This window comes from Euzebya sp., assembly GCF_964222135.1.
Taxonomy (GTDB): Bacteria; Actinomycetota; Nitriliruptoria; order Euzebyales; family Euzebyaceae; genus Euzebya.
Genome location: NZ_CAXQBR010000045.1, coordinates 29,774 through 42,336, shown reverse-complemented (window position 1 = coordinate 42,336; position 12,563 = coordinate 29,774). Strand labels below are relative to the sequence as shown.

Sequence of the window (12,563 nt, the reverse complement as noted above, 5' to 3'; positions counted from 1 at the left end):
GCCGCCAGCTCAGCCGCCCACCTGGCCGGGGACCGGCAGCCGTCCTGCGGCGTCCTCCGGGGCGCGGACGACGGTGATGACGCTGCCGGTGGCGCAGCGGGCCTGGGCGCGCAGGTAGGTCCGGTGGGTGGCGGTCGAGAGCAGGACCTCGGCCTCGAACCCCTCGTCCTCGACGTGGACGACGTCGGCGCGGTCGGCGTAGGCGTCCCGCACCTCGACCGGGGTGGCGTCGATCAGGCCGGTGACCTGGACCAGCGGGTCGACGTGGGCCACGTCGGTGACGACCGTCCCCGCGGGCACCTCGACGTCGGCCGGCGCGGTGATGCCGGCGGGGAGGGGTGGGCACTCCCCCAGGTCGGCGACCCCCGCCGTCGGCCCACCGCCGCAGCCGCCGGCCAGGAGCGCCGCGACGACCGCGACGACCCTCCGGCGGGGGTTGGGGATGGGTGGTCGCGTCGCCATCGGGCCACGGTGCCACGACGTCGAGGTCGGACTGCCACTTCAACGCGCCATCGGATCATGGCAAGATCAAGGGAGATGAGTCGAACTCCCGCCGACGCAACGGCCCAGCTGGCCGGCGTCCTCTCCGCCGCCCCTCCCCCGTCGCTGGCCGAGGTCGAGCCGGCCGTCGTCGCCCGGCTGGCCGAGGCGGTCAGGACCGAGGGGCACCGCCAGGTCCAGGCCATCGAGCGTGCCGTCGACGACGCGCTCCGCCTCGTCCCCCGCCCGCTGCGCGGGATCGTGAAGCGGCTGGTGCGGCCGTGAGCGAGGAGCACAGGCGGTGAGCCTCGGCAACTCCCCGGCCGAGCTGGAGGTGCGACGGATCGCCCGGCTGCTGCGCATCGAAGCGCACCTGCTGGCCGACCTCGTCGCGGTCGGGGTGGAGGACCTCCGCACCCTGCGCGACCAGATCACCGCGAGGCTGTTCGATGCGCACGCCGAGAGCTGGGAGCGCGCGGTCGCGGTCGCCGGCGTGGTGCCGACCGGCCTGGCGGCCAAGCTGGCCGAGCGGGCCCTCGGGCCGGTGCTGGCGGCGCGGGTGACCGGTGCCACGCCGCCGCAGCGCGCCGTCGACATCGGCCGGCGGCTGTCGCCGGAGTTCCTCGCCGACATCGCGGTCAACCTGGACCCCCGGAAGGTGACCGAGACGATCAGCGCGATGCCGCCGGACACGATCGCCGCGGTCAGCCGGGTGCTCGAGCAGCGCGGGGAGTGGCTGGTCATGGCCGATTTCGTCGCGGCGGTCAGCCCGGAGTCCCTGGCGGAGACCGTCGACGTCCTCACGGAGCGGGCGATCCTGCAGGTCACGGTCCTGCTCGAGGATCCGGTCCGGATCGCGCAGGTCGTCGAGCTGCTCGACGAGGGGCGCATCGAGGCCGTGCGGCGCACCGCGGCGGCGGAGGGGCTGGAGGCGCACCTCGCGCACCTCGCCGACGCCGTCGAGGAGCCCCACAGGGCCCGCTTGCGCGCGGCCTGAGCGCCGCGGCGGCGACTGCGAGGGGGGAGGGTGGCTCGTACACTCCGCCTCCGTGGGATTGTTCGACCGGTTCAGACGTCGCAGGGGTGACGACGAGCGGCCGTCCGCGGCCCGGGGGCCCAGCGGCCAGGCCGTCACCGAGCTGAAGGCGTTCCTCGACAGCCGGTCGGGCGTGGAGGCGTTCATCGAGCCGCCCACGGCGGTGTACGCGATGACGCTGCTGCTGGTCGCGGGCGACGGCGAGTACCTCCGCCGCCCGGTGAAGGGCGAGAAGCAGGCCAAGAAGCTCTGCGACGAGCACGGCGTGCCCCTCTACGCCGCCCGCAAGGTCGGCTACCCGCAGCGCATGAAGGACTACGAGCGGGGGATCAAGCGGAAGGCCGTCTCACTCGACGACCTCCCGCCGCTCGAGGTCACCGACGACCACGACAGCTGACGGGCGTCGGCGGGCACTGACACGCCTCGCCGGACGTCGCTCCGGCGCTGGTTCGGGTCCGGTCGCCCACGCCACGCTCGTGTGGGTGCACCCGCCGTCTCCACGAGCAGCTCGCGCACCCACGTGACCGGCGACCACTCCCTGCGGGTTCACCCGCCGCCCCCACGAGCGGCCCGCGCACCCACGTGACCGGCGACCACTCCCCGCGGGTGCACCAGCCGCCCCCACGAGCGGCTCGCGCACCCACCACGATCGCCACCCGCAGCCGGACCGCGGCCCCTCGACCACCGGCAATCCCGAGCGGAGCGAGCGATTGCCCGTCAGATCAGCGAGCGTGACGATCTGGCGGAACAGGGTTGAGCGCGGCCGGAGGCCGCACCGCGCCCTTCGGGACGGCGCAGCCGTCGGACAGCGCAGCTGTCAGGCCATGCGCACCGACTGGACCACGACGTCCTCGACCGGGGTCTCCCCGCGGAGATGGACACCGGCGATCTCGTCGACGACGTCCATGCCGTCGGTGACCTGGCCGAAGACGGTGTAGTTCGGCGGCAGGCCGACGTCGTCCAGGCAGATGAAGAACTGGCTGCCGTTGGTGTTCGGGCCGGCGTTGGCCATCGCGAGGGTGCCGCGTTCGTACCCGCGGTTGCGGGCGCTCGCGAGCTCGTCGGCGAAGCGGTAGCCGGGGCCACCGGTGCCGGTGCCGGTCGGGTCGCCCATCTGGATGACGAACCCGGGCACGACCCGGTGGATGATGGTGCCGTCGAAGAACTCCTCGCCGGCGAGGAACGCGAAGGAGTTCGCCGCGACGGGCGCCTCGTTCGAGAACAACCTGAGGTTGATCGTGCCCTTCGACGTCTCGACCACGGCGTCGTGGGTGCTCGAGTCGTCCAGCACCTGCTGGGGTTCGGTGTACTGCTTGGCGGCCATTGCGATCAGCGCTCCTCGATGGTGACGGATTCCATGTACACGCGTTCGGTGGGGGTCTCGTTCTGGGGGCCGGTGGTCTCGATCGCGCCGATGTCCTCCAGCACGTCGAGTCCCTCGGTCACCTCGGCGAACACCGCGTAGCTCGGCTGGAGCTGCCCGCCCTCGACGCCGGCCTGGAAGCTGCCGTCGTAGATGAAGAAGAACTGGCTGCCCCCGGTGTTCGGGCCGGCGTTCGCCATGGCGACGCTGCCGACCGGGTAGCCCTCGGACTCCGCCAGGCCCAGCTCGTCGGGCAGGTTGTAGCCGATCGACCAGCTGTTGGACTGGTTCCCGCCACCGGTCTGCAGCGCCCCGATGGAGGTGGCGTTGCGGAAGACCTCGAGGCCGTCGAAGAAGCCCTCCTGGGCGAGGAACACGAAGGAGTTGACCGTCTCCGGCGCGGCGTCCTCCAAGAGGTCCATCTCGACGGTCCCGCACGACGTCTCGATCACCGCGCGGTAGTCGACGCCCTCCTCCAGCACCTCGGCCGGCCCACCCGGGTACTGGGGGCGGGTGTCGAAGGCGTTCTCCGGCTCCTCGGCGCCGCAGGCGACCGGGCGCTCGGTGTCCTCCACCGGCGCCTCGGCGGCGTCCACCGGGGCGCCGGGTTCTGCCTCGGGGTCGTCGGGGACGACCTCACCCGCGGCCTCCGACGCGCCTTCGCTGGCGCCCGCGGCCTCGCTGGCGGCGTCCTCGCTGGCCAGCGGACCCTCGCTGCCCGCGGCCAGGGCCTCGGAGGCCGACGCCTCCGCCTCGCTCGCGAGCTGCTCGAGGTCGACGTCGTCGTCGCCCTCGAGGCTCAGCGCGACCATCAGGCCGCCCAGCAGCACGATGACGCCGACGATGATGCCGGTCATCACGTTGCGACGGCGCTCGGCCTTTCGCGCCTTCTCGCGCTCGGCGCGACGACGGGCCTTCTCTGCCTTCTTCTTCTGGCTGCCGCTCACGGTGTGCTCGTCGTCCTCGCTGTCGTGGTCGTGGTCTCTTCAGGTCGGGTGCCGGTCAACGGCCCCCGTGGCCGAGGCTGAGCCCGCCGTCGATGACGAGGGTCTGCCCGGTGATGTAGGAGGCGGCGTCGGTGGCGAGGAAGGTGATCGCCGCGGCGACCTCCTCCGGCTCGCCCCAGCGGCCCAGCGGGGCGCCGGCCACGAACGCCCGCTCGGTGTCGGGGTCGGACCAGGCGAAGGTGTTCAGGTCGGTCCTCACCCAGCCGGGGGCGACCGCGTTGACCCGCACGCCCCTCGAGCCCCACTCGAGCGCCGCCGAGCGGGTCAGGTTGATCAGCGCGGCCTTGGCCGCGCCGTAGTGCACCATCCCGGGGGAGGAGTCCGCACCTGCCAGCGACGAGACGTTCACGACGGCGCCGCTGCCCTGGTCGAGCATCACCCGCCCCGCCGCCTGCATCGCCCAGAACGCGGAGGTGAGGTTGAGGCGCAGCCCCTTCTCCCACCCGTCGGCCCGCAGGTCGACCAGGGGGGCCATGAAGCTGTTCCAACCCGCGTTGTTGACCAGGACGTCGAGCCGGCCGAGCTCGTCGACGGTGCGGTCCACCATGGCGCGGACCTGGTCCTCCGCGAGCACGTCGGTGGGGACGACCAGGGTCCGCGCGCCGTGCTCGGCGCAGGTGGCCGCGACCGCGTCGAGGTCCGAGACCGTCCGCGCCGCGACGGCCACGTCGAAGCCGGCGCGCGCCAAGGCGACCGCCGTGGCCGCGCCGATGCCACGGGAGGCACCGGTGACCAGAGCGACCGCTCGCGGGGTCTGCTCGTCGCCCATCAGGTGGGGGTCAGGCTGCGCCGTTCGACCGGCCGACCTCTATCCGCCAGCAGTAGGTGTGCCAGTGCCGCCGCAGATCCGCGTCCCCGGTCGGGAAGACCACCACGTGGGACTCGCCCTCCGGGATGGCGTTGCCGCAGTCCGGGCAGATGTACTCCTTGGTGGCCTTGTAGTCCGGGACGTCCTGCACGTCGTACCCGTCCAGCTGGAGGTCCGGGTCGACCCGCGAGCGGCTGAAGATGTCAGCCATGTCCTGCAGGGCGTCGGGGTTCTGCCAGGGCCGTGACTTGCGCTTGCGGCGCGCACCCTTGCTCATGTCACTCGACTCTCTCGTCGGTGGCGGATGTGGTCAGCCCGCCTGACCGGCTCCGGTCGGCGGTTGGGTCACCCAATCTAGCAAGGTCAGTAGGTGTAGAAGCCCCGCCCGACCTTGCGGCCGAGGTACCCGACGCCGACCAGGTGCTCGAGCAACCCGACGGGCTCGTAGCCGGGGTCGCGGAACTCCGCGTACAGCGCTCGGCAGATCTCGAGGGTGACGTCCAGGCCGACGATGTCCATCAGCTCGAAGGGCCCCATCGGGTGCCCGCAGCCGAGCTTCATGGCCGTGTCGATCTCCGGCGCGGTCGCGTAGCCGTCCTGCAGCATCCGCGCCGCGTCGTTGAGGTAGGGGAACAGCAGCGCGTTGACGATGAAGCCGGCCCGGTCGCCGCAGCCGACGCCGTGCTTGCCGAGGGCCTCGGTGATCGCCCGCGCCTGGTCGATCGTCTGGTCGTCGGTGCGGACGGTGGGGACGACCTCGACCAGCTTCATGATCGCGGCCGGGTTGAAGAAGTGCAGGCCGACGACCTTCTCGGGCCGGCTGGTCGCCATCGCCATCTCGATCACCGGCAGCGACGACGTCGTGGTCGCCAGCACGCAGTCGGGCTTGGTGACCCGGTCGAGCTCGGCGAACAGCGGCCGCTTGACGTCGAGGACCTCAGCGACCGCCTCGATCACCAGGTCGCACTCGGCGAAGTTGGAGATCCCGTCGGTCGGGCGGATCCGCGCCAGCGCCTCGGCGGCCGCGTCGGACTCCATGCGCCCCTTCTCGACCATCCGGTTCACCGACTTGGCGACCCGGTCCTTCGCCGTCTGGGCCTTCTCGACGGTCCGGCCGCGCAGCACGACGTCGTAGCCGGCCTTCGCGCACACCTCGGCGATGCCGGACGCCATCGTGCCGCTGCCGAGGACGCCGATGGTCCGCCACGACGCGATCGAGTCCGCGTCGACCGGGTCGGCCTCGGTGTCGGCGTCGGGGACCACCCGCGAGGAGTTCGGCTGCTCGTAGGTGTAGAAGCCGCGGCCGGTCTTGCGCCCCAGGTACCCGGCGGCCTTCAGCTGCCGGACGATCGGCTTCGGCGCGTACCGGACGTCGCCGAACTGCTCGTACATCCGCTCCATGATCGAGTTGGTGGAGTCGATGCCGATCAGGTCGACCAGGCCGATCGGGCCGATGGGGTGGCCGGCCCCGAAGCGCATCGCCGCGTCGATGTCCTCGCGGCTCGCGTACCCCTCCGCCACCATGCCCATCGCCTGGTTGAGGTAGGGGAACAGCAGCAGGTTCGCGATGAACCCGGCGCGGTCGCGGACGACGACGGGGGTCTTGCCGAGCTCCTCGGCGAAGGCCTTCGCGACCTCGACGACCTCGGGCCGGGTGACCACGGTGGTGATCATCTCGACCAGCTCCATCACCGGCGCCGGGTTGAAGAAGTGGAAGCCGAGGACCCGGTCGGGGCGCTTGGTCTGGACCGCCACGTCGATGACGCCGAGGGAGGAGGTGTTCGTTGCGACGATCGCGTCGTCGCGCAGCACCTCGTCGAGCTGGCGGAACGTCCTCTGCTTCATCTCGAGGATCTCGGGGACCGCCTCGACGACCAGGTCGGCGTCGGCGAGCGCGGAGAAGTCCGTGCCGCCGGTGATCCGGGAGAGGATCGACTCCTTCTCCGACTCGTCGAGCTTGCCGCGGTCGACGGCGCGCTGGAGGGAGCTGGTGATCCGCGACAGGCCCTTCTCGACCATCAGGTCGTCGACCTCGACGAAGTGCACCGCGTGGCCGCCCCTCGCGACGACCTCGCAGATGCCCGACCCCATCGTCCCGCACCCCACGACGCCGACGTTCTCGATGCGCTCCACTGCTGCTCCCTCGTTCGTTGCTGGCTCGGGCGGGACGTGGAGCCTATCGAGGGCCGGGGGCCGGGGGACAACCCGGGGGCGTCCTAGCGGATGACGCTCAGCAGCGACAGGGTGGTGCGCAGCAGCGGGGCGCCGCGTGGCAGGCCGTGGACCTCGAGCCCGCCGGCGACCCAGCGGCCGGTCAGGGCGCGCCCGCCGCTCGACAGCAGGTCGGGCAGGCCGAAGCGCAGCGGGACCGTCGTCAGGCCCATGATCGCGTCCGCGGTCCCGGCGAGGCGCAGGTCGGCGTCCGGCGTGGGGAGCGCCGCGACGCCGGTCGTGCCGCCGATCTCGAGGGTCCCGCCGGCGAAGGTCAGGACGACCTCCTCGTCGCGGTCGCTGACCGTGAGCGCGACCGTGCCCCGCGCGTCGTCCACCAGCCGCCCCTTCGCGGGATCGGCCTCGAGGTTGGCGCGCAGCAGGCCGCCGAGCAGCGTGGCGAACGCGCCGGCGTCGGGGTCGAGGACCACCTCGCCCACGGCCCCCTCAGCCCCCCAGGCGGATCAGGACGACCCCGATCAGGTTGAAGACCGCGTGGGCCACGACCGGGACGACGAGCGTCCCGTGGCGGCGCAGCGCCCACGCGAGGACCATGCCGAGCGGGAACGTCAGCACGATGACGAACGGCTCGACGTGGGTCAGCCCGAACGCGAGTCCCGAGAGCCCGAGGGCCGGCCACCCGTGCAGCCGCTTGGCGAGCGCCTGGTACAGCACGCCGCGGAAGAGCAGCTCCTCCCCGACCGGCGCGAGGATCGCCACGGCGAAGGCGACGAGCAGCGGCACCGACCCCTCCCCCTGGACCGCGGTCTGCACCTCCTCCTGGATCTCCGGCAGCTCCTGGCCCAGCGCCTCGACGAGCGAGCTGATGAGGAGGCCGAGGCCGAGCTGGACGGCCAGGAAGGCGCCCACGCCGAGGATCACGCCGCGGCGGATGTCCGCGGCCACGGGCCGCTTGGGCCCGAGCGCCCGGCGGAGCCCGTCGGCGACGTCCGCGGCGGAGGCGCGCAGCCGGACCCAGACGACGGTGACGACGACCAGGACGACGAGGGTGACGAGGATCTGGCTGGCGGTGGCGAGGTCGGAGGTCTCACCGCCGACCAGCGCGGTGACCGCGAGCACGACCGGACCGGCGAGGAGGATCCAGATCACGTAGATGCCGATGGCGTCGTACCACTCCCACGGGACGCCGAAGCGGCGGGCGACCTGGTCGAGCGGCGGCGGCTCGTACGTGGCGGGGTCGACGGGGACGCGGTCGCGGTCGGGTCCGGTCACGTGGACAACAGCGGCAGCCGGACCTCGACGGTGGTCCCACCGCCGGGGGTGGTGGAGAGCTCGACGGTGCCGCCGTGCATCTCCACGATGCGCTTGACGGTGAACAGGCCGAGGCCCGTCCCTCCCCCCTCGCCGCGGGCGAAGCGGTCGAAGACCGCCATGTCCGCCGGCATGCCGCGACCGGCGTCGGCGACCCGGACGACGCCCCTGCCGCCGTCGGCCCGGACGTCCACCGTGATCGGGTCGCTGCCGCCGGCGTGGCGCAGGGCGTTGACGACGAGGTTCTGGACCACCCTGGTCAGCTGCTCGGCGTCGCCCTCGACGACCACCTCGTCGTCGACGTCGACGGTGATGCGCCGGCGGTCCTCGGGGGAGGTGACCTGCACGGCGTCGGCCACGACCTGGTGCAGGGTGACGCGGCCGAAGCGGTCGTGGGCCAGCTGGCCCGCGTCGGCGCGGGCGGAGTCCATCAGGTCGTCGAGCATCCGGCTGACCCGCAGCGACTGGCGCTCGATCGTCTCGAGCGCGTCGCCGCGCTCCTCCTCCGTCATCAGGCCCTCGGCGCGGCGGAGGGTGCGGGCGAAGCCCAGGACGGCGGTCACGGGGGTCCGGAGGTCGTGGACGATGCCCGCGACCCAGTCGACGCGGTGCTGGTCGATGCGGCGGAGGCGGTCCGCTGCGGCCCGCTGCGCGTCGTACAGGCGCGCGTTGCTCAGGGCCAGCGCGGACTGCTGGGCGATGGCGCCGCCGACCTGCTCGCACAGCGCGGTGAACCCCCGCGGGTTGGCGGTGGTGTGGGCGGCGACGAGCACGCCGACGTCGCTGTCCCCCAGGCGGAGCGGCAGGGCCGTGACGCTCACCGCACCCGACGCCGCGCTCCAGGGACCGGTCAGCCACGCCGCCTCGGCGGGGGCCGGCCCGACGGCCGGCCGGCCGTCGGCCACGAGGCGGGCGATGGCCGCGGCGCCGTCGTCGTTGCCGTGCCGGGTGCCGTCCGCCACGTGCAGGGCGGCGCACCCCAGGTCGTCGCGTGCGGAGTCCCAGAGGTAGACGGCACCGCGCTCGCAGGACAGGGACGTGGCCAGGTGGCGGGCGATGTGGGCGGCGACCGCATCGGTGTCGAGGTGGGCCGCGCGGGCGACGCCGGCGATCGCCTCGAGGATCTCGAGCTTGTCGCGGAGGTCGTCGAAGGCCTGCACCCGGCGGAGTGCGGCCCAGGCCTCGGACGCCAGGGCCACCGCGAGGTCGTGGTCGACGATCGCGGCGTCGATCCCGCTCCCGTCGGGCGTCCCGGGGGGCGGGGGGTGCACGACGTCGGGCACCAGCGCGAGCAGGCCCGGGTCGCCGGCGGAACCGGCCGGGACCACGACGGCGTCGACGTCCCGCCCGCGGATCCCGAGGCGGGCCCAGGTGCACGCCGTCTGCGCGCTGGCGACGTCCAGGGGGGCCCGGTCGGGGACGGTGAGCGCCTCGGCGACCTCGCGGTGGGCGCCGGCGGCCAGCACCCCCCGCCAGGTGCCGTCGGCGTGGCGGAGCAGGAAGCCCTCGTCACCTCCCAGCAGCTCGGTGATTGCGACCGCGAGGGCGTCGAGGACCTCGTCGGCGGTCATCGCCGTCGCCAGCCGCCGCGAGTACCGGTTCCGCTCGTGCCCGGCGCGGGATCCGTCTACGGCGATGGCGCCCTCCAGGTGTGCTGTGGTCGATCGTGCCACCCGCCATCGCTCCTCTGCCGCGCCTCCACCTGCGCCGCCGGCGGTGGTGCCGGCGGACCGGACGGGCGGCGTCTGAAGGGTAACGCCAGGAGGGCCTCGAGCGGCCCACGTGGGAACACCACCCGCCACGCGACGCAGGTCACGGCGACGACGACGAAGAACCTGAGGACCCGCAGCGCGGCGACGTCGACGGCGTCGCGGGCGATCAACCAGTCGGGCTGCCAGGCCAGCACGAGGAGGTGGCCGACGTACACGGTCAGGGCCAGCTGGCCGACGGCGACGAGGGGCCAGGACACCCGCGGGAGCGCCCGGGCGAGGAGCAGGCAGGTCCCGAGCACGGCCACCGCCACGGCGGTCGCGCCGACCACGTTGAGCGGCGCGCCGGTGTGGCCCTCGGCGAGGAGGTAGGAGGAGCCGGCCACATCGGGCGCGGCGGCGCTGCGGGCGAGCGCGCTGCCGCCGTAGGTGGCGAGGGCGACGACGAACCCGCCGACGGCGAGGACCACGTCGGTGGCGGTGTCCCGCAGGTCCGTACGGCCGACGAGAAGCCCGACCAGCAGCGGCGGCGTCCAGGTGATCACCGGGTAGTAGCCGGTCAGGAGGAGGTCGCTGACCACGGTCGGGGGGTCGCTGATGGCCGTCGCGGTCCCCCGCCCGGCCAGCTCGGGGTCCTGGAGGGCCAGGAACAGCAGCGGGCCGGCGATGGTCCAGGCCGCGGTGAGCAGGGCCAGCCAGCGGGTCGGGAGCAGCGCCGCCAGACCCCCGACCAGGTAGTACAGGGCGTAGAACTGCAGGATGACCGCGACGCCGTGGTCGAGGGGCTGGAGCACGACCCCGAGGGGGTAGAACACGATCGCCCGCCACGCGATCCGGGTCCAGGACTCCCCCACGGGCCGGGCGGCGAGCAGCAGGCTGATCCCCACGCCGGCCAGCAGCACGAACAGCACCGACGCCCGCCCGTAGCTGAACCGGTACACCCGGCCGAGCAGGTCGGAGGTGTCCGGCTGGATGGGCCCGAAGTGCACCGTCACCATCCCGAGGATGGCCAGGGCGCGGGCCGCGTCGACCCCGCGGATCCGGTCCCGGACGGGCCGGGAGGCACCGGCCGCGGCGGGGGCGGCCGGCTGCGGGAGGGCGGTCATGGACCTCCAGGATGGCGCGACCCGGGTCGACGTGTCGGTCCGCGTCCCTCCCCCTCGGCACGGATCGACTCCACAGGCCCACGGATCGACTCCGGTCGCCACCTCAGGAACGCCCTGACCTGGAGCGACGCCCACGGATGTGCACGCGCGCGACCTACTACCCCGGTCGTCGGAGTCGATCTGTGGGGGGGAGGGGGGGTGAGCGCCGTGGTGGCGACGTGCCCGCGGACGCCGCCCGTGCGTAGGGTGAGGGGACCACGCGCGCACCGCGCAGACCGACGACCGTGGAGGGATGGATGCACGACGATCCGGTGTCGGCCGCCGAGGCTGACGCGGCCGATCCGCTGGCGGCGTTCCGCGACCGCTTCGCCCTGCCCGACGGGGTGGTGTACCTGGACGGCAACTCCCTCGGCCCCCTCCCCCACGGGGTTGCCGAGCGGGTGGCCGACGTGGTCACCCGCCAATGGGGCGAGTCGCTGATCCGCGGGTGGAACGACCACGGCTGGGTCGACCTGCCCGGACGGGTCGGGGACCGGATCGCCCGGCTGATCGGGGCGCCGGCGGGGAGCGTGGTCTGCACCGACTCGACGTCGGTCAACGTGGCGAAGGCGCTCAGCGCGGCCCTGGCCCTCCGCCCGGACCGGCGCATCGTCGTCTCGGACCGGGGCAACTTCCCCACGGACCTGTACGTGGCGCAGGGGCTGATCGCCGCCCTCGGTGGCCGCCACGAGCTGCGGGTGGTCGACCCGACCGACGTCGCGGACGTCCTGACCGGACCGGACGCCGGCGACGTGGCGGCGCTGTTGCTCACCCACGTCGACTACCGCACCGGCAGGGTCCACGACATGGCCGGGCTGACCGCCGCCGCCCACCAGGCTGGCGCGTTGGCGGTCTGGGACCTGGCGCACTCCGCCGGGGCGGTCGAGCTCGACCTCGACGGCTGCGACGTCGACCTCGCGGTCGGGTGCAGCTACAAGTACCTCAACGGCGGCCCGGGGGCGCCGGCGTTCATCCACGTCCACGCCCGGCACGCCGACGTCGCCGAGCCGCTGCTGGCGGGCTGGTTCGGCCACGCCGCGCCCTTCGACTTCGACCTGGCCTACCGGCCCACCTCCGGGGTCGGGCGCTTCCGCGTCGGCACCCCGCCGGTGCTCGCGATGAGCGCCCTCGACGCCGCGCTGGCGGTGTGGGACGACGTCGACGCCGTCGGCGGGATGGCGGCGGTGCGCGCGAAGTCCGTCGCCCTGACCGAGCGGTTCATCGCCGGCGTCGAGGCCCGCTGCGCCGGCCACGACCTGCGGCTGGTGTCGCCCCGCGACCCGGCCGCCCGGGGCAGCCAGGTGTCCCTCGCCCACCCCGAGGGGTACGCGGTCGTCCAGGCGCTGATCGCCGACGGGGTCATCGGGGACTTCCGCGCGCCCGACGTGATGCGCTTCGGGTTCGCGCCCCTCTACCTGCGCCACGCCGACGTGGACGCGGCGGTGGAGGCGTTGGGGACGGTCCTCGACGAGCGCCGCTGGGACACCCCGGCGTTCCGACGGCGTGCCGCCGTGACCTGAGGAGGGAGACCA

14 protein-coding genes are annotated in these 12,563 nt (G+C 73.7%); 4 read left to right on the top strand and 10 right to left on the bottom strand.

From position 1 onward, the window contains the following. Positions 1 to 9: 9 nt before the first annotated feature. Positions 10 to 462, bottom strand: coding sequence for a hypothetical protein (locus tag ACEQ2X_RS10330; RefSeq protein ID WP_370325730.1), 453 nt, complete (start codon positions 460 to 462; stop codon positions 10 to 12). 75 nt (positions 463 to 537) lie between these two features. On the opposite strand from ACEQ2X_RS10330, the gene ACEQ2X_RS10325 reads away from it, so the two are divergent. From ACEQ2X_RS10325 to ACEQ2X_RS10315, 3 genes are read left to right on the top strand one after another with little or no spacing between them, the layout of a single operon-like run. Continuing rightward, positions 538 to 765, top strand: coding sequence for a hypothetical protein (locus tag ACEQ2X_RS10325; RefSeq protein ID WP_370325729.1), 228 nt, complete (start codon positions 538 to 540; stop codon positions 763 to 765). Between the two features lie 16 nt (positions 766 to 781). Then, a complete protein-coding gene (locus tag ACEQ2X_RS10320) occupies positions 782 to 1,477 on the top strand; it encodes a hypothetical protein (protein WP_370325728.1) in 696 nt (231 codons plus the stop codon). A gap of 52 nt (positions 1,478 to 1,529) precedes the next feature. Then, positions 1,530 to 1,913 carry an oxidoreductase gene (locus ACEQ2X_RS10315; RefSeq protein ID WP_370325727.1) on the top strand — a complete coding sequence of 128 codons (384 nt, stop codon included), beginning with the start codon at positions 1,530 to 1,532 and terminating at the stop codon, positions 1,911 to 1,913. Positions 1,914 to 2,333: 420 nt separating this feature from the next. On the opposite strand, the gene ACEQ2X_RS10310 is transcribed toward ACEQ2X_RS10315, so the two are convergent. From ACEQ2X_RS10310 to ACEQ2X_RS10270, 9 genes are all read right to left on the bottom strand, one after another. Then, positions 2,334 to 2,840, bottom strand: coding sequence for a peptidylprolyl isomerase (locus ACEQ2X_RS10310; RefSeq protein ID WP_370325726.1), 507 nt, complete (start codon positions 2,838 to 2,840; stop codon positions 2,334 to 2,336). 5 nt (positions 2,841 to 2,845) lie between these two features. Next, entirely contained in the window at positions 2,846 to 3,826 is a 981-nt protein-coding gene (locus tag ACEQ2X_RS10305; RefSeq protein WP_370325725.1) for a peptidylprolyl isomerase, read from the bottom strand. 55 nt (positions 3,827 to 3,881) lie between these two features. Next, entirely contained in the window at positions 3,882 to 4,655 is a 774-nt protein-coding gene (locus tag ACEQ2X_RS10300; protein ID WP_370325724.1) for an SDR family NAD(P)-dependent oxidoreductase, read from the bottom strand. 10 nt (positions 4,656 to 4,665) lie between these two features. Further along, the gene (locus ACEQ2X_RS10295; protein WP_370325723.1) at positions 4,666 to 4,971 is read right to left on the bottom strand and encodes an ATP/GTP-binding protein; all 306 of its coding nucleotides are present in this window, start codon (positions 4,969 to 4,971) and stop codon (positions 4,666 to 4,668) included. Positions 4,972 to 5,057: 86 nt separating this feature from the next. Then, entirely contained in the window at positions 5,058 to 6,827 is a 1,770-nt protein-coding gene (locus ACEQ2X_RS10290) for a 3-hydroxyacyl-CoA dehydrogenase family protein (protein WP_370325722.1), read from the bottom strand. A gap of 83 nt (positions 6,828 to 6,910) precedes the next feature. After that, the gene (locus ACEQ2X_RS10285) at positions 6,911 to 7,345 is read right to left on the bottom strand and encodes a hypothetical protein (protein ID WP_370325721.1); all 435 of its coding nucleotides are present in this window, start codon (positions 7,343 to 7,345) and stop codon (positions 6,911 to 6,913) included. Between the two features lie 7 nt (positions 7,346 to 7,352). Beyond that, positions 7,353 to 8,138: a lysostaphin resistance A-like protein gene (locus ACEQ2X_RS10280; protein ID WP_370325720.1), complete on the bottom strand. Its 786-nt coding sequence runs from the start codon at positions 8,136 to 8,138 to the stop codon at positions 7,353 to 7,355. Next, a complete protein-coding gene (locus tag ACEQ2X_RS10275) occupies positions 8,135 to 9,850 on the bottom strand; it encodes an ATP-binding protein (protein ID WP_370325719.1) in 1,716 nt (571 codons plus the stop codon). Before ACEQ2X_RS10275 ends, ACEQ2X_RS10280 begins: the two co-directional genes overlap by 4 nt. Further along, entirely contained in the window at positions 9,805 to 10,992 is a 1,188-nt protein-coding gene (locus ACEQ2X_RS10270) for a DUF418 domain-containing protein (RefSeq protein ID WP_370325718.1), read from the bottom strand. The genes ACEQ2X_RS10275 and ACEQ2X_RS10270 overlap by 46 nt, the downstream gene beginning before the upstream one ends. A gap of 296 nt (positions 10,993 to 11,288) precedes the next feature. Here ACEQ2X_RS10270 and kynU point away from each other — a divergent pair, with 296 nt between their 5' ends. Then, complete coding sequence (kynU, locus tag ACEQ2X_RS10265; protein WP_370325717.1) at positions 11,289 to 12,551, top strand: kynureninase; 1,263 nt, start codon at positions 11,289 to 11,291, stop codon at positions 12,549 to 12,551. Positions 12,552 to 12,563 lie beyond the last annotated feature (12 nt).